General features: G+C 72.0%; 12 protein-coding genes. 6 read left to right on the top strand and 6 right to left on the bottom strand.

Going from position 1 to position 21,045, the window contains the following annotated elements:
* The first annotated feature begins 143 nt into the window (after positions 1-143).
* Positions 144-1,004 (top strand): lysozyme, encoded by an 861-nt coding sequence (locus tag QIT00_RS00945; protein ID WP_282533060.1) that lies wholly within the window; start codon positions 144-146, stop codon positions 1,002-1,004.
* A 103-nt stretch (positions 1,005-1,107) separates the two neighbouring features.
* On the opposite strand, the gene lon is transcribed toward QIT00_RS00945, so the two are convergent.
* Positions 1,108-3,510 carry an endopeptidase La gene (gene lon, locus QIT00_RS00940; protein ID WP_282533059.1) on the bottom strand — a complete coding sequence of 801 codons (2,403 nt, stop codon included), beginning with the start codon at positions 3,508-3,510 and terminating at the stop codon, positions 1,108-1,110.
* A 329-nt stretch (positions 3,511-3,839) separates the two neighbouring features.
* On the opposite strand from lon, the gene QIT00_RS00935 reads away from it, so the two are divergent.
* From QIT00_RS00935 to QIT00_RS00915, 5 genes are all read left to right on the top strand, one after another.
* Positions 3,840-4,622 (top strand): SAM-dependent methyltransferase, encoded by a 783-nt coding sequence (locus tag QIT00_RS00935; RefSeq protein WP_282533058.1) that lies wholly within the window; start codon positions 3,840-3,842, stop codon positions 4,620-4,622.
* Between the two features lie 63 nt (positions 4,623-4,685).
* A complete protein-coding gene (locus tag QIT00_RS00930; protein WP_282533057.1) occupies positions 4,686-5,393 on the top strand; it encodes a spermidine synthase family protein in 708 nt (235 codons plus the stop codon).
* Between the two features lie 101 nt (positions 5,394-5,494).
* Positions 5,495-6,232, top strand: a complete 738-nt coding sequence (locus QIT00_RS00925; protein ID WP_282533056.1) for a response regulator transcription factor — start codon at positions 5,495-5,497, stop codon at positions 6,230-6,232.
* A gap of 229 nt (positions 6,233-6,461) precedes the next feature.
* Positions 6,462-7,517 carry a HAMP domain-containing sensor histidine kinase gene (locus tag QIT00_RS00920; protein ID WP_408909695.1) on the top strand — a complete coding sequence of 352 codons (1,056 nt, stop codon included), beginning with the start codon at positions 6,462-6,464 and terminating at the stop codon, positions 7,515-7,517.
* Between the two features lie 324 nt (positions 7,518-7,841).
* The gene (locus QIT00_RS00915; RefSeq protein ID WP_282533055.1) at positions 7,842-11,654 is read left to right on the top strand and encodes a multifunctional oxoglutarate decarboxylase/oxoglutarate dehydrogenase thiamine pyrophosphate-binding subunit/dihydrolipoyllysine-residue succinyltransferase subunit; all 3,813 of its coding nucleotides are present in this window, start codon (positions 7,842-7,844) and stop codon (positions 11,652-11,654) included.
* 83 nt (positions 11,655-11,737) lie between these two features.
* Here QIT00_RS00915 and fxsT read toward each other — a convergent pair whose 3' ends face one another.
* The 5 genes from fxsT to QIT00_RS00890 form a co-directional block, all read right to left on the bottom strand.
* A complete protein-coding gene (gene fxsT / locus QIT00_RS00910; RefSeq protein ID WP_282533054.1) occupies positions 11,738-14,707 on the bottom strand; it encodes an FxSxx-COOH system tetratricopeptide repeat protein in 2,970 nt (989 codons plus the stop codon).
* Positions 14,708-14,777: 70 nt separating this feature from the next.
* Entirely contained in the window at positions 14,778-16,067 is a 1,290-nt protein-coding gene (locus QIT00_RS00905; RefSeq protein ID WP_282533053.1) for an FxsB family cyclophane-forming radical SAM/SPASM peptide maturase, read from the bottom strand.
* Entirely contained in the window at positions 16,064-16,246 is a 183-nt protein-coding gene (locus tag QIT00_RS00900) for a hypothetical protein (protein WP_282533052.1), read from the bottom strand. Before QIT00_RS00900 ends, QIT00_RS00905 begins: the two co-directional genes overlap by 4 nt.
* Positions 16,243-19,791, bottom strand: coding sequence for an SAV_2336 N-terminal domain-related protein (locus tag QIT00_RS00895; RefSeq protein WP_282533051.1), 3,549 nt, complete (start codon positions 19,789-19,791; stop codon positions 16,243-16,245). The genes QIT00_RS00900 and QIT00_RS00895 overlap by 4 nt, the downstream gene beginning before the upstream one ends.
* 5 nt (positions 19,792-19,796) lie before the next feature.
* Positions 19,797-20,891 (bottom strand): AAA family ATPase, encoded by a 1,095-nt coding sequence (locus QIT00_RS00890; RefSeq protein ID WP_282533050.1) that lies wholly within the window; start codon positions 20,889-20,891, stop codon positions 19,797-19,799.
* Positions 20,892-21,045: the final 154 nt, after the last annotated feature.

Raw genomic sequence — 21,045 nt, 5'->3', positions numbered from 1 at the left:
CCTTCGGCAGCCCTCGGACCCTCTTCCCGGCGGGGTTCTACGTGCGTAGCGTCGGGTATGACATGCACACGCCTGTTTCATTCGGCTCCCCCGGTTCGTTCCAGGTCCCCCCACCGCACCCTTGACGCCTTCGGAGGCGCTCCATGCCTGTGCACAGACCCGGATCCCCCACCAGACCGCACCGCTCCGCGGCTCCGCGCCGCTCCCGCAAGCCGGTGATCGCGGTCCTGCTCACCGTCCTCTCCCTCCTCCTCGCCTTCCCCGCCACGGCGCAGGCCGCCGAGGACGTCCCGCCGCGCGGCTCCGCCCACATGGGCATGGGCGTCGTCGAGCACGACGGCGAGGGCCCGCTGCCGCCCGACTCCCCGCGCGCCGCCGTACAGACGGAGGGCGTGGACGTCTCCAGCCACCAGGGCAACGTCAATTGGGCGTCGCTCTGGAGCAGTGGCGTCAAGTGGGCCTACGTGAAGGCGACCGAGGGCACGTACTACAAGAACCCGTACTTCGCGCAGCAGTACAACGGCTCGTACAACGTCGGGATGATCCGGGGCGCGTACCACTTCGCCACTCCGGACACGACGAGCGGCGCCGCGCAGGCGGACTACTTCGTCAACAACGGCGGTGGCTGGTCGCGGGACGGCAAGACGCTGCCGGGGGCGCTCGACATCGAGTGGAATCCGTACGGGAACCAGTGCTACGGCAAGTCGCAGGCCGGGATGGTCAGCTGGATCTGGGACTTCGTCAACCGCTACAAGACGCGCACCGGCCGCTATCCGGTGATCTACACGGCGACCAGCTGGTGGAAGACCTGCACGGGCAACTACAGCGGCTTCGCGGCGAACCATCCGCTGTGGATCGCCCGGTACAACTCCACGCCGGGTGAGCTTCCGGCGGGCTGGGGCTACTACACGATGTGGCAGTACACGTCCTCCGGCCCGATCGTGGGCGATCACAACAAGTTCAACGGCGCGTACGACCGCTTGCAGGCGCTGGCGAACGGTTAGCCGTCCTGCCGGACGGGCCTCCTCAATCGCCGGAGGGGCTGAAAATTCAGCCCCTCCGGCGATTGAGGAGCGGGGTCCGGGGGCGGAGCCCCCTGGGGGTGCCCTACGCCGCCACCGGAACCCCCACCTCCGCCGGGGCGAGGGCCAGTTCGAGGACCTGGCGGACATCCGTCACCGGGTGTACCTCAAGGCCGTCGAGTACCTCCGCCGGGACATCGTCCAAGTCCGCCTCATTCCGCTTCGGGATGATCACCGTGGTGACCCCCGCCCGGTGCGCGGCGAGCAGCTTCTGCTTGACGCCGCCGATCGGCAGCACGCGCCCGGTCAGGGACACCTCACCCGTCATCGCCACATCCGTACGGACGAGCCTGCCCGAGAGCAGCGACGCGAGCGCCGTCGTCATCGTGATGCCCGCGCTCGGCCCGTCCTTCGGGACCGCGCCCGCCGGGAAGTGGATGTGCGCGCCCCGGTCCTTCAAGTCGCCTACGGGAAGCTCCAGTTCGGCCCCGTGCGAGCGGAGGAAGGAGAGCGCGATCTGCGCGGACTCCTTCATCACGTCGCCGAGCTGACCGGTCAGGGTCAGACCCGCCGCGCCCGTCTCCGGGTCGGCCAGGGACGCCTCCACGTACAGCACGTCGCCGCCCGCGCCGGTGACCGCGAGGCCGGTGGCCACGCCGGGCACCGCGGTGCGCCGCTCGGCCGGGTCCTGGGCGGACTCGGGCACGTGGTGCGGCCGTCCGATCAGGCCGCGCAGGTCGTCGGCGGTGACGGTGAACGGCAGCTCCCGCTCGCCGAGCTCGCTCTGCGCGGCGACCTTGCGGAGGAGCCGGCCGACCGAGCGCTCCAGGTTGCGGACGCCGGCCTCGCGCGTGTACTCGCCGGCCAGCTTGCGCAGCGCGGACTCGTCGAGGGCCACCTCGTCCGGGGCCAGGCCCGCCCGCTCCAGCTGGCGCGGGAGCAGGTGGTCGCGGGCGATGACGACCTTCTCGTCCTCCGTGTAGCCGTCGAGCCGGACCAGTTCCATACGGTCGAGCAGCGCCTCCGGGATGGCCTCCAGGACGTTGGCGGTGGCCAGGAAGACGACGTCGCTCAGGTCGAGTTCGACCTCCAGGTAGTGGTCGCGGAACGTGTGGTTCTGTGCCGGGTCGAGGACTTCGAGCAGGGCGGCGGCCGGGTCGCCGCGGAAGTCGGAGCCGACCTTGTCGATCTCGTCGAGCAGGACGACCGGGTTCATCGAGCCCGCCTCCTTGACCGCTCGCACGATCCGTCCGGGCAGCGCCCCCACGTACGTACGACGGTGGCCGCGGATCTCCGCCTCGTCGCGGACACCGCCGAGGGCGACGCGGACGAACTTACGGCCCATGGCGTGCGCGACGGACTCGCCGAGCGAGGTCTTGCCGACGCCGGGCGGGCCGACGAGCGCGAGCACGGCGCCTCCGCGACGGCCGCCGACGACGCCGAGCCCCCGGTCCGTGCGGCGCTTGCGCACCGCCAGGTACTCGGTGATGCGCTCCTTCACGTCCTCCAGGCCCGCGTGCTCGGCGTCGAGGACGGCCTGGGCGCCCTGGATGTCGTACGCGTCCTCCGTCCTCTCGCTCCACGGGAGTTCGAGCACGGTGTCCAGCCAGGTGCGGATCCACGACCCCTCGGGGGACTGGTCGCTGGACCGCTCCAGCTTGTCGACCTCCTTGAGCGCGGCCTCACGGACGTGCTCGGGCAGGTCGGCGGCCTCGACCCGGGCCCGGTAGCCGTCGGACTCCTCACCCTCCGACTCGCCGTTCAGCTCGCGCAGCTCCTTGCGTACGGCTTCGAGCTGGCGGCGGAGCAGGAACTCGCGCTGCTGCTTGTCGACGCCCTCCTGGACGTCCTTCGCGATGGACTCCGCCACGTCCTGCTCGGCGAGGTGGTCGCTGAGCAGCTTCGCGGCGAGCTTGAGGCGCTCCACCGGGTCGGTGGTCTCCAGGAGTTCGACCTTCTGCGCGGTGGTCAGGAAGGGCGAGTAGCCGGAGTTGTCGGCGAGCGCCGAGATGTCGTCAATCTGCTGGACCCGGTCCACGACCTGCCAGGCGCCGCGCTTCTTCAGCCAGCTGGTCGCGAGGGCCTTGTACTCCTTGGCCAGCTCGGTCACCGCACCCGGCAGCGGTTCGGGCACGGCCTCGTCGACCTCGATGCCCTCCACCCACAGGGCGGCGCCGGGTCCGGTCGTGCCCGCGCCGATCTGCACGCGCCCGCGGCCCTTGATCAGGGCGCCGGGGTCGCCGTCGGCGAGGCGGCCGACCTGCTCGACGGTGCCGAGGACGCCGGTGCCCGCGTACGTGCCGTCGATGCGCGGGACGAGCAGGACTTGTGGCTTCCCCGTCTGTCCGCGCGCGGCGGCCTGCGCGGCCTCCACCGCGGCTCGTACGTCGGGATCGTTGAGGTCCAGGGGCACCACCATGCCGGGCAGCACGACCTCGTCGTCGAGCGGCAGGACGGGCAGGGTGAGCGGTGCGGACGTCGATGCCATGATCTCCCCTTCGGCAGTCAAGTTGAGCTATGTGGGCTCAATGCTGCGTAGGGCTCGAATCTTCCCCGGCACCGTTCGCTGTGAGCGATCACGCTCTTCTTCCCCTCCCCGCCCCTTCCCGACTGTGTCCGATATGCGGCTGGCGCCGCGTGGCCTGCCGGACGGGCCTCCTCAATCGCCGGAGGGGCTCAAAGTTGAGCCCCTCCGGCGATTGAGGAGCGGGGGTCCGGGGGCTGGCCCCCGAAGCGCCGCAGGCTTTCGGGAAGGGGCGGGGAGGGGAAGAAGACACCCCCGCGACAGCCGACACCCGGCGCAGGCATGATGCGCCCATGGACCGACTGCGACAGAAGCTCAGTACGATCGCGCACGGCGATCACCCCATCGCCGCCCCCCTGCACGAGTCGACGGTGCGACACCTCCTCGACCTCGCCCTGCCGCACGGCGACGAGCGCGTCCTCGACCTCGGCTGCGGCGAGGGCGCCTGGCTGCTGCGGGCCGCCGCCGAACGCCCCGGCGTGCGGGCCGACGGCGTCGACGTGAGCGAGTCCGCGCTCGGCCTGGGGCGCGAACGGATCGCCGCCGCAGGCCTCGCCGACCGCGTCGCGCTGCACCAGGAGGACGCCACCGCGTACAGCGCCCCGCACCAGTACGACGCCGTCCTCTGCGTCGGCGCGACGCACGCCTTCGGCGGTCTGCTGCCCACCCTCGAAGCGGCCCGCAAGCACCTCGCGCCCGGCGGCACCCTGATCGTCGGCGACGGCTTCTGGGAGAAGGCGCCGGGCCCCGAGACGCTCCAGGCCGGCTTCGCCGAGGACGAGTTCATGTCGCTGCCGAACACGGTCGACCAGGTCCTGCTCGACCAGTGGATCCCGGTCCACGGCCACATCAGCACGCTCGCCGAGTGGGACGAGTACGAGTGGGCGTGGACCGGCACCCTCTCGCGCTGGGCCCTCGACCACGCCGACGACCCGGACAGCGCCGAGGCCCTGCGTGCCGCCGCCCAGCACCGCGAGGAGTGGCTGCGCGGCTACCGCGGCACGCTCGGCTTCCTGACGATGCTCCTCCGCCAGGCGGCCCGCCCGGAACCCCAGCACACCCTGTTCCGGCACTGAGCCCGGCGGGTACGGCCGAAACCCGGTGTCGCGCCGGCCCGCGGCTACTGCAGGATGGGCCGCATGCACGCCCCGTACGACACCGAGCAGCAGCCCGTCGTCCTCGACCGCCGCACCGGCCCGCACGGTGAGGTGGTGTTGCGCAGGCACGGCGGGCTGTTGCAGATCATCGCCAACGGCACGTTCCTGATGGACACGTCGGACGGGCGTTCCGAGCGGCTGCTCGTGGACGCCGCCCGGGATGCCCTCGGCCCCCTGGACGACAGGCCCGCGCCCTCCGTCCTGATCGGCGGGCTCGGCGTCGGCTTCTCCCTCGCGCACGCCGCCGCCGACCCGCGCTGGGGCCGCATCACCGTCGTCGAGCGCGAGGCGGCCATCGTCGACTGGCACCGCACCGGCCCCCTCGCCCCGTACACCGCCGAGGCGTTCGCGGACCCGCGCACCCGGATCGTCGAGGCCGACCTCGTCGCCCACCTCCACGCCCCGGCCCCGGCCGGGCATCCGGGGTACGACGCGCTCTGCCTCGACATCGACAACGGGCCCGACTGGACCGTCACCGAGGACAACGACAGCCTCTACTCCCCCGCCGGACTCGCCGCCTGCGCGGCCCGGCTGCACCCCGGCGGAGTGCTCGCCGTCTGGTCCGCCCGGCCCTCCGCCGGATTCGAGAAGGCTCTGCGCAATGCCGGTTTCGACGCGGTACGTACGGAAGAGGTAGCCGTTGCCCGGGGCGTACCGGACGTGGTCCACCTCGGCATCAGGGCTGCGTAGCCGAGGGCCCGTAACTCCCCGTACGCTCTGACCCGACACACGCGGGATCTTTACTGCAGATCCACCGCAGGCATTCAAGGCGCATCTTCAGGGGCGGGGCCATGGAGCAGACACACACCTCCCACAACGGCACGGCGCCCACGCCGGGTGCCCAGCGCCGGGTTCTCGTGATCGAGGACGATCCGACCATCGTCGACGCCATCGCCGCCCGGCTGCGCGCGGAGGGCTTCCTCGTCCAGACCGCGGTCGACGGCCCGTCCGCCGTGGACACCGCCGAGGCCTGGCAGCCCGACCTGCTGATCCTCGACATCATGCTGCCCGGCTTCGACGGCCTGGAGGTCTGCCGCCGGGTCCAGGCGCAGCGCCCGGTGCCGGTGCTGATGCTGACGGCGCGTGACGACGAGACGGACATGCTGGTCGGCCTCGGCGTCGGCGCCGACGACTACATGACGAAGCCTTTCTCCATGCGGGAACTGGCGGCCCGGGTGCATGTGCTCCTTCGCCGGGTGGAGCGTGCCGCGCTCGCCGCAGCGACGCCGCGCAGCGGCATACTGCGCCTCGGCGAGCTGGAGATCGACCACGCGCAGCGCCGCGTACGGGTCCGCTCCGAGGACGTGCACCTCACGCCGACCGAGTTCGACCTGCTCGTCTGCCTGGCCAACACCCCGCGCGCGGTGCTCTCCCGCGAGCAGCTGCTCGCCGAGGTCTGGGACTGGGCGGACGCCTCCGGCACCCGCACCGTCGACAGCCACATCAAGGCGCTCCGCCGGAAGATCGGCGCGGAGCGGATCCGTACGGTGCACGGGGTGGGGTACGCCCTGGAGACCCCCACTCCGTGAGGGGACGGGCATGAACGGGCTGCGGAGCCGGGCCTCCGCCCTGGCGCGGCGGGGCGGAGCGGCGCGGCCGCTCACGGCACGGCTGCGGCGGCTGCGGCCGTCGGCGCGGACGCGGACGGGCGGGCGCGACCTGCCCGCCGCGCTGCGGCCGAAGCGGCTGCTCTCGGTGGTGCGGCGGCCGAAGAAGCTCTTCGCGGGACTGCTGCGGCAGCCGGGCGCGCTGCACGATCTGCGCCCGTTCTCGATCAAGACGAAGCTCGGCACGCTCGTCGTCGTCTCGGTCTTCATCACCACCGGCCTGCTGATGATCGCCGTGCGCACCGAGACCGAGCTGCGCTTCATCACGGTCTTCTCGGTCATCGCCACCTTGCTGATCACCCAGTTCGTCGCGCACTCGCTGACCGCGCCGCTGGACGAGATGAACACCGTCGCCCGGTCCATATCGCACGGCGACTACACCCGCCGGGTCCGCGGCGCGGGCCGCCGCGACGAACTCGGCGACCTGGCCTGCACCATCAACCGCATGGCCGACGACCTGGAGGCCCAGGACCAGCACCGCAAGGAGCTGGTGGCGAACGTCTCGCACGAGCTGCGCACCCCGATCGCGGCGCTGCGCGCGGTCCTGGAGAACGTCGTCGACGGCGTCTCCGAGGCCGACCCGGAGACCATGCGCACCGCCCTGAAGCAGACCGAGCGGCTCGGCCGCCTGGTGGAGACGCTGCTCGACCTGTCCCGTCTGGACAACGGCGTCGTACCGCTGCGGGCCCGCCGCTTCGAGGTCTGGCCGTACCTCTCGGGCGTCCTGAAGGAGGCCCAGCTGTCCGGTGCCGCCGCCGCGCAGCGCCAGGGCATGCCGTCCGGCTCGGGCCGGCACACGCGTACGGACGTCCATCTGCACCTCGACGTATCGCCGCCGGAGCTGACCGCGCACGCCGACGCGGAACGCCTGCACCAGGTCGTGGCGAACCTCATCGACAACGCGGTGAAGCACTCCCCGGCGCACGGCCGGGTCACCGTACGGGCCAGGCGCGGGCCGACGCCCGAGTCGCTCGACCTGGAAGTGCTCGACGAGGGCCCCGGCATCCCCGAGTCCGAGTGGCACAAGGTCTTCGAGCGGTTCAACCGGGGCACGGCCGCGGGCAAGCACGGCCCGGACAACGACGGCGGCACCGGACTCGGCCTCGCCATCGCCCGCTGGGCGGTCGACCTGCACGGCGGGCGGATCGGAGTGGCCGAATCCACCCGTGGCGCCCGGATCCAGGTCACCCTTCCGGGAATCCCCTGACACCGCGGGTTGACGTAGGGTTCGAGACGGAAGCACAAGATCTTCGAATCTTCGGCTCGCCGCGAACGAAGCAGCGGGGTGTTCACGAGGAACGACGTCTTCCGTGCCAAGGGTGCGGGCCGACCAGGGGCCGCAGTCGCGGGCGACGCTGCCCGGCCGCAGCGGAACCTCGCTTGTTTCCCGCCATTTACGGCCCCGAAACACGCGATCCAATGTGACTTACGCGACCAAAGTCCCGCCCGGCCTGCACCTCTCGGCCACAGAGGCGTAGCCTTTATTCCCGCTGTCCATCACCTTGTGAAGCGGAAGAGGGCGGTTACCGCCGTGTCGCCACAGTCCCCCAGTAACTCGAGCACCACGACCGACCAAGAGGGGCAGGGCAAGAACCCTGCCGCCGCGTTCGGTCCCAACGAGTGGCTCGTCGACGAGATCTACCAGCAGTACCTCCAGGACCCGAACTCGGTTGACCGAGCCTGGTGGGACTTCTTCGCCGACTACAAGCCGGGGGGCGCCACCGCCACCCCGGCCCAGCCGACGCAGGCTCCCGCCACCGGTACCGCAGCCGCGGGGGCTGCGGGGACCCCCACCAAGCCGAGCGCTCCCGCAGGCGTATCGACGCAGACCCCGGCCCCGGCCAAGCCCGCGGCCGACGCGCCGGCCCCCGTAGCCGCTCCGGCGAAGCCCGCGGCCCAGGCCGCGCCCGCCGCGAAGCCGGCCGCCGCCCCGGCGAAGCCCGCCGCGAAGGCCGAGCCTGCGAAGGAGGCCCCCGAGGGCCCCGAGCTGGTGACGCTGCGCGGCCCCGCCGCGGCCGTCGCGAAGAACATGAACGCCTCGATCGAGGTCCCCACGGCCACGTCCGTGCGCGCGGTCCCGGTGAAGCTGCTCTTCGACAACCGCATCGTCATCAACAACCACCTGAAGCGCGCCCGTGGCGGGAAGATCTCCTTCACGCACCTCATCGGGTACGCGATGGTGCAGGCCATCAAGGCCATGCCGTCGATGAACTACTCCTTCGCGGAGAAGGACGGCAAGCCGACCCTGGTCAAGCCTGAGCACGTCAACTTCGGCCTCGCCATCGACCTGGTCAAGCCCAACGGCGACCGCCAGCTCGTGGTCGCGGGCATCAAGAAGGCCGAGACCCTGAACTTCTTCGAGTTCTGGCAGGCCTACGAGGACATCGTCCGCCGCGCCCGCAACGGCAAGCTCGGCATGGACGACTTCACCGGCGTCACGGTCTCCCTGACCAACCCCGGCGGCCTCGGCACCGTCCACTCCGTGCCGCGCCTGATGCCCGGCCAGTCGGTGATCATGGGCGTCGGCTCCATGGACTACCCGGCGGAGTTCCAGGGCACCTCCCAGGACACCCTGAACAAGCTCGGCATCTCGAAGGTCATGACGCTCACGTCGACCTACGACCACCGGGTCATCCAGGGCGCCGCCTCCGGCGAGTTCCTGCGGATCGTCGCCAACTTCCTCCTCGGCGAGGAGGGCTTCTACGACGACATCTTCAAGTCGCTGCGCATCCCCTACGAGCCGGTCCGCTGGCTCAAGGACATCGACGCCAGCCACGACGACGACGTCACGAAGGCCGCCCGCGTCTTCGAGCTGATCCACTCCTACCGGGTCCGCGGCCACGTCATGGCCGACACCGACCCGCTGGAGTACCGCCAGCGCAAGCACCCCGACCTGGACATCACCGAGCACGGCCTCACCCTGTGGGACCTGGAGCGGGAGTTCGCGGTCGGCGGCTTCGCCGGTCAGTCGATGATGAAGCTGCGCGACATCCTCGGCGTCCTGCGTGAGTCGTACTGCCGCACCACCGGCGTCGAGTTCATGCACATCCAGGACCCGAAGCAGCGCAAGTGGCTCCAGGACCGCATCGAGCGCCCGCGCAACAAGCCGGAGCGCGAGGAGCAGCTGCGCATCCTGCGCCGGCTGAACGCCGCCGAGGCCTTCGAGACGTTCCTGCAGACCAAGTACGTCGGCCAGAAGCGGTTCTCCCTGGAGGGCGGCGAGTCCGTCATTCCGCTGCTCGACGCGGTCATCGACTCGGCCGCCGAGTCGCGCCTGGACGAGGTCGTCATCGGCATGGCCCACCGCGGCCGCCTGAACGTCCTCGCCAACATCGTCGGCAAGTCGTACGCGCAGATCTTCCGCGAGTTCGAGGGCAACCTCGACCCGAAGTCGATGCACGGCTCCGGCGACGTGAAGTACCACCTGGGCGCCGAGGGCACCTTCACCGGTCTCGACGGCGAGCAGATCAAGGTCTCGCTCGCCGCGAACCCCTCGCACCTGGAGGCGGTCGACCCGGTCCTGGAGGGCATCGCCCGCGCCAAGCAGGACATCATCAACAAGGGCGGCACGGACTTCACGGTCCTGCCGGTCGCGATCCACGGCGACGCGGCCTTCGCGGGCCAGGGCGTCGTGGCCGAGACCCTCAACATGTCGCAGCTGCGCGGCTACCGCACCGGCGGCACCGTGCACGTCGTCATCAACAACCAGGTCGGCTTCACGGCGGCGCCCGAGTCCTCGCGCTCCTCCATGTACTCGACCGACGTGGCCCGGATGATCGAGGCCCCGATCTTCCACGTCAACGGCGACGACCCCGAGGCCGTCGTCCGCGTCGCCCGCCTGGCCTTCGAGTTCCGGCAGGCGTTCAACAAGGACGTGGTCATCGACCTCATCTGCTACCGCCGCCGCGGGCACAACGAGTCGGACAACCCGGCGTTCACGCAGCCGCTGATGTACGACCTGATCGACAAGAAGCGCTCGGTGCGCAAGCTCTACACCGAGTCCCTCATCGGTCGCGGCGACATCACCCTCGAAGAGGCCGAGCAGGCGCTGCAGGACTACCAGGGCCAGCTGGAGAAGGTCTTCACGGAGGTCCGCGAGGCCACCCAGCAGTCCGCTCCGGGCGAAGTCCCGGGCGCCGAGGCCGAGTTCCCGGTCGCGGTCAAGACGGCCGTCTCGCAGGAGGTCGTCAAGCGGATCGCCGAGTCCCAGGTCAACATCCCCGACCGCGTCACCGTGCACCCGCGTCTGCTGCCCCAGCTGCAGCGCCGCGCGGCCATGGTCGAGGACGACACCATCGACTGGGGCATGGGCGAGACCCTGGCCATCGGCTCGCTGCTCCTGGAGGGCACCCCGGTCCGCCTCGCGGGCCAGGACTCCCGCCGCGGCACCTTCGGCCAGCGCCACGCGGTCCTCATCGACCGGGAGACGGGCGACGACTTCACGCCGCTGCTCTACCTCTCCGAGGACCAGGCCCGCTACAACGTCTACGACTCGCTGCTCTCCGAGTACGCGGCGATGGGCTTCGAGTACGGCTACTCGCTGGCCCGTCCCGAGGCGCTCGTGATGTGGGAGGCGCAGTTCGGTGACTTCGTCAACGGCGCGCAGACGGTGGTGGACGAGTTCATCTCGTCCGCGGAGCAGAAGTGGGGCCAGCACTCCGGTGTGACCCTGCTGCTCCCGCACGGCTACGAGGGCCAGGGCCCGGACCACTCGTCCGCCCGCCCGGAGCGGTTCCTGCAGCTGTGCGCGCAGAACAACATGACGGTCGCCATGCCGACGCTCCCGTCGAACTACTTCCACCTCCTGCGGTGGCAGGTGCACAACCCGCACCACAAGCCGCTGATCGTCTTCACCCCGAAGTCGATGCTGCGTCTGAAGGCCGCGGCGTCCAAGGCGGAGGAGTTCACCACGGGCGGCTTCCGTCCCGTCATCGGCGACGCCTCGGCCGACCCGGCCGCGGTCCGCAAGGTCGTCTTCTGCGCGGGCAAGGTCTACTACGACCTGGAGGCCGAGCGGCAGAAGCGCGGCGCGAACGACACGGCGATCATCCGCATCGAGCGTCTGTACCCGCTGCCGGGTGCCGAGCTCCAGGAGGAGATCGCCAAGTTCCCGAACGCCGAGAAATACCTGTGGGTCCAGGAGGAGCCGGCGAACCAGGGTGCCTGGCCGTTCATCGCGCTCAACCTGATCGACCACCTGGACCTGGCCGTCGGCGCCGACGTCCCGCACGGTGAGCGCCTGCGCCGCATCTCGCGGCCGCACGGCTCCTCCCCGGCGGTCGGCTCCGCCAAGCGCCACCAGGCGGAGCAGGAGGCGCTGGTCGCGGAGGTCTTCGACGCGTGACCCTGCGCTAGCCGTACGGTGAATCGGGCCGCACCCCACGTTCGGGGTGCGGCCCGTTCGCCTTTGCCGCGCAGGAGGCGCCGTCAGATCGTCTGCGGCTCGAAGTCCCAGTACGGGCGCCTGCCCTCGAACATGGCGCGCACCTGGCGGTGCTCGTCGTAGCCGTCGGCCTCCAGGAGGGCGAGCGACGTGGCGCGGACCTGCAGGGCCTCCTCGGCTTCGCCGTTCGCGTGCAGGTCCTGGGCCAGCCCCGCCGCCAGGTTCATGGGCAGGGTGTGCCACACGCCGATCTCGGCGCGGGCCCGGTCCAGTGCGTCCCGGCCCAGCTCCACCGCCCCGGCCAGATCTCCGGTGGCCGCCCGTGCGGAGGCCGTGTTGAGGGCGCAGCCGATGGCCCAGACGTGGTGTCGGCCAAGGGCTCGCTCCATCCGCTGCCGGGCCTCCTCGGCACGCGCCCGGGCGCCGTCGTGATCACCCTGGCAGCGCTGGATCAGTGCGCAGTTGTCCAACACGCCTGCCGCATAGGGGTGGTGCTCCCCGAGCAGCAGTCGGTAGCGGCTGAGGGTGTCCTCGGCCAGCTCCCGCGCCTCTTCGAGGTTGCCCTGCTCACGCAGCAGCATCGCGTAGTCCGAACTCACCAGCAGGGTCTCCGGATGGCTGGCACCCCGGCGGCGGGAGAGTCGGTCCAGGACCGAGCGCATCATCAGCCGGGCGAAGCCGATCTCGTTCACGCGGCGCCGGCACAGCGCGAGGTTGTGCTGCGAGAGCAGGCTCTGGCTGTGGTTCTTGTCGAAGACCTGGGAATGCAGCTGGCTGTTCTGCTCCTGGAGGTCCAGGGCCTCGCCGTACCGCCCGAGCAGACGGAGCATCCAGGCGGTGTGCAGACCCGAGTGCAGGGTGGACTGGCTCCTGCCACCGAGGAGTTCGATGCTGGACCGCAGGACCGAGCGGTGCAGCTCGTACGACTCCTGGTAGCGGCCGCTCAGGCCCAGGGCGATGGCGAGGTTGCTGCGTGTGGCCAGCGTGCGCGGCACCCCCTCGTCGCCGAGCGCGCTGGCGGACTGGGCCGCCGCCTCCGCGAGGAGGGTGCGGGCCTCTTCGTAGTTCCCGAGGGCCATCAGGGTGCCGGCAAGGCCGTTCTTGGCCCGCACCACCTGGACCGGCCCGGGCTCCGGCACGGAGGTCACCGCGTCCAGGACCTGGCGGCCGAGCCGCTCCGCCGCGGCGTATTCCCCCAACCGCCTTTCCATGACCATGAGTTGGTGAGTGGCGACGAGCACCTTCGGGTCGGTGGCCCCGGACATCGGCGTCCAGGCGTCCACAGTGGCCCGGCAGAGCCGGACGCCCTCCCTGTACTCGCCTCGCACCCGCAGGTACTCGATGCAGTTGAGGACGAGCGTGCGCACATCGGGCGAGGGGGAGGTGACGGCGCCGGTGTCCTCCAGGTGCGGGATCAGCTCGGCGTACCGCGCCCAGGTGCCCGCGTCGCCAGGGTCCCTCGGGTCGGCGGCGACCAGCACCTGGCAGGCGATCGCGGAGGCTTCCGCCTGCTGTTCCGCGCTGAGTTGCAGCCGGACGAAGCGGTGGAACAGGCGGTGCATCTGCAGCGCCGACACGACCTTGGTGTCCAGGTACGGCCCCTCGTCGTACTCCAGACGCATCGAGGTGGCCTCGGACAGCTTGCGCAGGGTCGCGTTCCAGCTGCTCGGTTCGGCCACGAGGGCGGCCAGATGGTCGGGCAGATCGGCCGCCCGCGCGGTGCGCAGCAGACGTACGGGGATGGCGTGCGGCGAGAAGAACACCAGCAGGCGGAGGAGTTCGTACGCGTGCGGGTGCTCGTCGCGCAGCGTGTTGAGGGTGATGGACCAGACCATCTGGAACGTACGGTCGTCACCGTCGGTCGCGACGTCCGTCCTGTGCGGGTCTCCCTCGCGGAGCTCCCGTACGTAACCGGCGACGTCGGCCGTGTCGTTGCTGTCGAGCCAGGCCGCCGTCTGCGCGAGCAGCAGGGGCATGTCCTCGACGGCGTCGGCGAGTTCGGCTGCCGCGTCCCGGGTGAGCCTTCTGGTCCGCAGGCAGGCGAAGGTGACGGACTCGTCCCGCTCGAAGGGCGCCAGCTCCACGAGCTCGGCTCCGCTGCCGCTCCAGTTCACACTGGTGGTGGTGATCAGCAGGTGGCCGCGGCCCTCGGGCAGGACGGCGGCGAGCTCTTCGGGGTCCTCGGCCCCGTCCAGGACGATCAGCCAGCCGCTGCGTCCCGCCAGCGCCCGCTTGACCGTTTCGATGCGGCCGTGCAGGGTGTCCGCGTTGTCCACCGGCAGGCGGAGCTGGTCGGCGAGCCGCGCGAAGTCCGCGCGTGCGGTGGCGCGTTTGGCGCAGTTGACCCACCACACCGTGTCGTACTCGGCGGCGTGCCGGTGCGCGTACTCGATGGCGGTGTGCCTCTTGCCGACTCCGGGGACGCCGCGCAGCGCCACGCGCGCGCCGTCACCGCCGGAGGTGAACCGGGCGTGCAGCTCGGCGAGCACCTGCTCGCGGCCGGTGAAGCGGCTGTTGCGGCGGGGGGTGTTCCGCGCCTTCCAGGTGGTGTCGGGGAAGCGGCCGCGGGTGAGGTCGACGGGCCGGTCCGACGCCGGAGTCAGACCGATCGCGTCGAGCAGCCTGGCCTCGACGACCTCGGCCCTGAAACCCCGGAGTTCAAGGACCGGTCCCAGTCGGGCGAGGCCCTCCGGCACCGGCGACGCGGTCACGGAGACCATGACGAGGCGCTCGCGGACGTCCGGCGCCAGCTCCCGGACGAGGTCGCCCCAGGCCTCGGGGCGGCGGTGTTCCACGCGCAGGAACCAGTCGTCGAGGACGAGCACGATCGGCCCCGGCCGGGCGGTTATCCCGGCGAGGTCCTCGGCGTTCGGCCGCCGTCGCAGCGGGTCCCACAGCACCGGACTGGTCTCGGCGCCCAGCCTGGACAGCCGCTCGCTCATCCAGGCGGCCCAGTGGGCGGACTGGCCTGCGTGGACGAGGGCGAGGTGCTGTGGCTGGTCTGGAGCGGTCATGCGGGTGGGCCTCCTCCTTCTCTCTTTCGGGAGGTTACGTCGCTGTTCGTCAACTACCGTTAAAGATAAGTCAGTTGCAACAGTCTGTTCCTCGATTGGCCAGGAACGCCTCCTGGGGGCCGTGGTCCAGTTCCGTGGCGAGCCGGTCGGCCAGATGCCGGATCAGTCGTTCCAGGTCGGCGCAGTACACGCTGGGGTGCCGGAAGCCTCCGGTGCGGGCGGCGTAGCGGTGGGCGTAGTTGCCGCCCCCGCAGACCCGCACCACGGGGCAGGCCAGGCACTCGTCGGCCAGCGCCCGCAGCCCCTGTCTGCGGGCGGCGATCCCGGGGTGGCGGAGCGCCTCGTCGAAGGAGTTGCGGAAGACGTCGAGCCCGGTGGCGGGCGCCCCGTCGTAGGCGGACTTGAGCGCGTCGACCTGCTCGATGGTGCCGTCCGTGTCGATGACGACCACGGCCAGCGGGGACAGCCCCACGGCCTCGGTGGCGCTCTCGGCGCCGAGCAGCATGGCCAGGATCTCGCTGAACAGCCGCAGTCGGGGCCGGCCTTCCTCCCGGTCGGCCCACCACAGCTCGAACGCGGGGACCAGCCAGTCCGCGTACGGCGTGGGGCTCGGCCGGTGACGGCCGGGGGCTCTGCCCGCCCAGTTCGCGTGCGGGAGCAGAAAGTCGAGGGAGGGCGGGCCGAGGCGGCGCAGCGAGCGGTATACCTCACGCGGGTCGGTGGCCAGGTCGATGGTGCTGAGCATGCCCGCGTACGCCTCCGGGCGGGACGCCAGGAGTTCGGCCGCCCGGCGGACGGCCCGCCAGGACGAGCGGCCCGCGTGGTCGACCCGGCGGGCGTTCAGTGCGGCCGTGCCGCCGTCGAGGCTGAGGCCGACGCGGATCCCGGCGGCGGCGAGGCGGTCCAGGGCGGCTTCCGTGAGCAAGGTGCCGTTGGTCTGCACGGTGACGTCGACACGTGTCGCCGGTGCCGCCTTCCGGACCGCCGAACGCACCGTGTCGGCATAGGAGATGAGGAATCCGGCGCCGGAGAGCAGCGGCTCGCCGCCGTGCAGATCGATCCGGATCCGGGCGAGGCGGTGCCTGGCCGTGTGCTCGGCGATGCCGTGGGCGACCTGGCGGACCGTGGTGTCGGGTACGCGGCGGGGCCGCTCACGCCAACTCCCGTCCGGGCCGGTGTAGATGTAGCAGTAGGTGCAGGCGAGGTTGCAGCGGCTGTGGACCTTGAGGACGAACTGGCGGAACCCGTCCCGCGCCCCTGCCGGGTCGTCCCGCGCCCCTGCCCGGCCGTCCCGCGCCCCTGCCCGGCCGTCCTGGAGTCCCTCGCGCGCCGCCCCCGCGTGCCTGTAGGGCCGGGTCACCTGGGGTCCGCCGCGTCCGAGTAGTAGGCCGAGCCCGCCTCGCCGGACGCCTCGCGCTCGTCGATCTCCGCCAGGACTGCGGCCAGCACCGGGTGGCGGACCGAGTCGAAGGCGGGGCGCGGGAATGCGGGCAGGGGCAGGTCCGCGGAGGGGGAGGCCCCCCGAGTGGGAGGGCTCATGGGCGGGAGTCCGGGGATCGGTGGGGCCGTTCCTCGGACACGGCCGACGGCGCGGACAAGGCGTCCAGCTCGCGCCGGATGCGCCCACGGAGCTCCTCGTGGCCACGGTCGGAGGCATCGGCCGCGCTCTCTCCGTCGCCTTCGTCCCCTTCGTCCCCTTCGGAGTCGCCGCGCAGCAGGGCGAAGGCCCGGAGCAGCTCTGCCCTGGCCGCGCCCGGCCCCGCCGTGGCCAGCAGGGCCCCGGCACGTTCGGCGCGCGCCTGCGCGGCCAGCGTCGGATAGCCGAGTTGCTCGGCCAGCGTCGCGCATCTGCGGAAGTGGTCGGCGGCCGTCACCCGGTACTTGTGCGCACCCGTACGACGAGCGAGCGCCTCGGAGACCTGGCCTCGGTGAAACGCGGCGTACGCGACGACATCGTCCTGCCCTTCCCGTGCGGCCACGCCGAGCGCCCAGTCCGCCTCGTGCAGGTCGGACAGCGCCGCCCCGCGGCTGAACCGGGTGCGGAGCGCCACGGCGAACAGCAGATGGCGGCGCACGGCCGGTCGATCGCTGCCGACGGTCAGGTCGAGGGCCGTCCGCACGGACCGCACGCCTTCCTCCAGTTGCTGGTCGGAGACCTCGTACCGGACCTCGTAGCCGTACGTGCCCGGGGCTTCCTCCGCGCCGATCAGGAGCCGGCCGTGCAGGGCGTACAGCTCGGCGTCCTCGGAGCCGAGTTCGAGGGCCCGGGTCAGGTCGGCGACCGCTCTGGCGCGGTGGTCCGTGGCGCCGCCGGGGTCGCGGTCGGACCGGATGTGGTGCAGCGCCCTGCTGGTCAGGGCCCTGGCCAGCTGCGGGGAGGTCTCGGCCGCCAGGGTCGCCCGGTCGAGTGCCGCCCGGATCAGGGCCTGCTTTTCGGGCGACGGATCCGCCGGCTCGTCGCAGAGTTCGTACGCCTCGGCCAGGTCCAGCCAGCGCTCGCTCAGCTCGCCTGTGCCGCGCAGGCGCCGCTCACCGTCCGGAGCGCTCAGCGCGCCGTCAAGGTCCAGGACGGCCGCATCCGCCCACAGGCGTCGGGCCTGCGGATCCCGCCATTCCGGGGGAAGCGGTTCCGGGCCGCGTCCCGCGTGCCGGCGGGCCAGGTCCAGCTGGGCGAGGCCGCGCAGCAGGCGCAGCTCGGACTGGAATCCACTGCGAGGTTCCAGCCTGCGCACCAGGTGGTCCGTCCAGTCGGCCAGCCGGTCCACGGCGTGGCCGAAGACCTCTCCTGCGGCCTCGTCACCCTGCCCGGCCAGTCGGGCGACCGCGGCGGCCAGCCGCGCGGCCCGGCGCAGCTCCCCGGCCCGCAGCACGCCGAGGGTGCGCAGCAGCGGCTCGGCTTGCGGTGCGTCGCTGCGGTCGAGGCGGTCGAGGCGGTCGAAGGCGGCGGCCAGCGTCTCGTCCTCGTCCTGGAGCAGCATCAGTACGGCCCAGGCCCTGCGCAGGCCGTCGCGGCGCGCGAACTCCGGGTCGCCGGAGACGAGTTGGGCGACTTCGCCGCGCACCCGGTCCGGCAGCACCGCCGAGCCCGGCCCCGAACGCAGTTCTTCCTCCGCCATGGCGTCAAGGACCCGCGCGTACGTCAGGGCCGCCACAGGGTGCTGCCCGGCGTACGCCCTGACGGTGTCGTACGCCTCCAGGAGATCGCCGGGGCGGCTGCTCGCCCGCCAGCGTCGCAGCAGTACGTCGCCCAGCTCGATCCGGGCCGTCTCGGCATCCGCGAAGGTGTGGTCGGCGCCGAGGTGGCGGAGCAATTCCTCGGCGTCGTCGAGGTCCTGAGCCGCGCCGCCCCCTTCGAAGATCCGCATCAACTCCCGTGCCTGGACGAGCAGTTCACCGGATCCGGCGGCTCTTCCGTCCGTTCCGGTCGCACCCCGGACAAACGGGACGGCGACGTCACCGCCGAACCGTCCGATCACCTCGGCGGAGACCCGCGCGAACGCCCGGAGCACCGGGTCGTCCGGCACTCCGTCCGGCCCGAGCAACGGGGTTCCGCCGACGGGTCCGTGCCCCTCGATGTGGGCCGCCGCCAGCGCCGGGAAGTTCCGCACCGACCTGCCGTACCGGTGCTCCACGTACTTCGAGCAGTGCTTCAGGACCAGGTGCAGGTCGCTCTGCTCGCTGCGTCGCAGCAGCTCGGCCCGCACCCCCTCGGCGAATTCGTACGTGTGCAGCCCCTCGGTGTCCCGTGCGCGCCGCACCAGTCCGCCGACCAGCACCTCGGCGAGTACGTCGGGCCCGCTGCCCGAGAGCATCGCCCGCTGCACCAGCCGCATCACCGGCAGCACCAGGGGCGCGGCCGAGAGATGCCCGACGAGGCGGACCGCCGCGGGCGAGGCCGTGCGGATGAAGGACCGCAGCCTCTCGCGCGGGGACACGACCCGGTCCGAGCCCCGCAGGGCCGCGGACCGCGGGTGGTCCGCCCGCACCCAGCCCGCTGCGGCGCGCAGCCGCTGTTCGGTGCCGCCGCACACCAGCCGCGCCCAGGAGCCGAGGGGTCCGGGCCGGGGCGCGATGACCGGCACCGGGAGCGCCCCGTGCGGTGGCGGCGCCGCACCCCGTGCGGGCCGGAAGTCCATGCGCCCGGCGGTTCCCTCGTGGCGGCGTAACTCTCCGTCGTGCGCGGGCAGATGGGTGCGGCGCCAGTGCCGCTGCGGCAGTGGCTGGACGACCGCGACCGGGGTGTGCTGCGCCCAGCTGTGCAGCAGCCGCTGCATACCGCCGTCGCGCCACATCGGCCCCACGCAGTCGCTGAAGACGAGGATCACCTGGTGGCCGGTGGGGTCGCGCAGCTGCGCGGCAGGGTGGAGAGGGCCGCCGCCGGTCATGGACGCGGTGACGGCGGGGGCACCTTGCGGGCCTTCCCGGAGGAAGTGCGGACGCACCTCGCGGAAGGCGCCGGACCGCTCGCAGATCTCCCGCAGTTCCGCGAAGGCCTCCTCCCAGACGACCATGGACGTCGAGACGTCCATGACCAGGCGCAGTCGGGCCTCGCGGCGCCGGGAGCGGCGCAGAACCGGAAGGACGAGCCCGGTGTCGGCGGTGCGCTCCGCGGTGGCCCGCTCGTCGAGCACGCTGTGCGCGCCCGCGCCGCCGGTACGGAACCTGCGCAAGGGGCGCAGGGCGCGCTGCAGCGACTGGGGGTCGGGGAAGGTGACCGCGGTGGGCACCCAGACCGGGCTCGCGCCCTCACGGAGGCGATCGCCGTCCGCGCCCGGCACCGTCAGCTCGACGGTCCCGGCCGGCCTGCGCTGATCCCGGTCGCCGGCCGGCCCGGGCTCCTGCCGCGCGGCGTGCGTCTCCTGGCCGCGCCGGAGGGGCCGTACGGGTTCCGCCGGGTACGACGGGTCATCGGTGGCGCCCGGGCGGGTGTCGGCGGCGCCATCGGGCGGGACCCACCGGGCGAGCCACAGGGCGTCGGCGAGCTCTTCCGGGTCCGGCTCCACGCCCACATCGCGCAGCCGCGACACGAGCAGGGTGAGGGGCTCCGTGGGCAGCGGCTCGACGGGCGGAGGCTGGACGGGCATGACGGCTAGCGCCTGAGGTCTTGATCGGGGGCGTTGATGAGCAGCCGGGCGATCTCCGCGCGGCGGGCCGGGTCCTCCTGCTGGGCGGCGTGCTGGGTGAGGAAGATGGCGTTCAGGAGCTGGTCGGTGGGGCGGTGGACCCCGCCGGCGTCCTGGGTGAACAGGCTGAAGATGTCGCTGTGCGTCTCGTCCGCCAGCTCGCCGAAGTGGGCCTGGACCATGGCCGCGAGGCGTTCACCCCGAGGCGGTTCGAGGTTGAGGTGGATGCAGCGGCGCAGCAGGGCGGGCGGAAACTCCCGCTCGCCGTTGCTGGTCATCACGATGAACGGGAAGGCACGGCAGCGCACTCTCCCGCCGGACACGACGACCGGCCTGCCGTCGTCGCTGAGCACGACCACTTGGTCGCGGCCGTCGCGGCCCGCGATGCGTTCGAGCTCGGGGATGGCGAACTCGCCTTCCTCCATGACGTTGAGGAGGTCGCCCGGCAGGTCGATGTCGCTCTTGTCCAGCTCGTCGATGAGCAGGACACGCGGCTTCCTGCTCGGCAGCAGTGCGGTGCCCAGCGGCCCGAGCCTGATGTAACGGCCGATGTCGCTCCTGCCCCTGGCCGCCGCGGGGCTGCTCCCGGGCCTGGGGCGTCCTGTGCCGCGGACACGAGCGGCACCGGACCGGGACCTGCCTGCCCGGTGGGCGTCGAGCTGGGTGTCCTGGAGGCGGCCGATCGCGTCGTAGGCGTACAGGCCGTCCTTGAGTTCGGTGCGGCTCACCACCGGCCACTGCAGTACCCGGCCGAGGCCCAGCTCGTGGGCGACCGCGTGCGCGAGTGTGCTCTTGCCCGCTCCGGGGGCCCCGGTGACCAGGAGCGGGCGCCTCAAGTAGAGCGCGGCGTTGATCAGTTGGAGGGTGCGCTCCTCCTGGATGCGGAGGATCGGATTGTCGCCGAGGCGGCGCAGCGAGGAGTGGTCGATCTCGGGAGCCCGGTCCTCGTCCTCGGGGGGTGGCGTACCGTCGAAGCGCCGCCAGTGGGGCGCTTCGGGCAGGTCCGCGATGCGGTTCCGGGCGGGCTCTCCCGTTCCCTGGAAGATCAGCCAGTCGCTCATGGCTCGCTCCTCGTCAGCGTTCGATGGCTTGCCGCGCGCTGGCCGACGAGGGTGGCCCCCGCCCACAACGGGCCCCTGAAAATGTACCCAGAGCCACCATGCCGAACGACCCTTTCCAGCCATCCCTGATGTGCGTACCTTTGGCCGAACTCCG

The sequence above is a fragment of the Streptomyces luteolus genome (assembly GCF_029968015.1).
GTDB classification, from domain to species: Bacteria; Actinomycetota; Actinomycetes; order Streptomycetales; family Streptomycetaceae; genus Streptomyces; species Streptomyces luteolus.
This window is presented reverse-complemented; position numbering and strand designations above follow the sequence as displayed.

Coding starts and splice junctions, on each gene's coding strand:
- QIT00_RS00945 (WP_282533060.1), top strand. CDS start 144: ATGCCTGTGCACAGACCCGGATCCCCCACCAGACCGCACCGCTCCGCG.
- lon (WP_282533059.1), bottom strand. CDS start 3,510: ATGGCATCGACGTCCGCACCGCTCACCCTGCCCGTCCTGCCGCTCGAC.
- QIT00_RS00935 (WP_282533058.1), top strand. CDS start 3,840: ATGGACCGACTGCGACAGAAGCTCAGTACGATCGCGCACGGCGATCAC.
- QIT00_RS00930 (WP_282533057.1), top strand. CDS start 4,686: ATGCACGCCCCGTACGACACCGAGCAGCAGCCCGTCGTCCTCGACCGC.
- QIT00_RS00925 (WP_282533056.1), top strand. CDS start 5,495: ATGGAGCAGACACACACCTCCCACAACGGCACGGCGCCCACGCCGGGT.
- fxsT (WP_282533054.1), bottom strand. CDS start 14,707: ATGACCGCTCCAGACCAGCCACAGCACCTCGCCCTCGTCCACGCAGGC.
- QIT00_RS00900 (WP_282533052.1), bottom strand. CDS start 16,246: ATGAGCCCTCCCACTCGGGGGGCCTCCCCCTCCGCGGACCTGCCCCTG.
- QIT00_RS00895 (WP_282533051.1), bottom strand. CDS start 19,791: ATGCCCGTCCAGCCTCCGCCCGTCGAGCCGCTGCCCACGGAGCCCCTC.
- QIT00_RS00890 (WP_282533050.1), bottom strand. CDS start 20,891: ATGAGCGACTGGCTGATCTTCCAGGGAACGGGAGAGCCCGCCCGGAAC.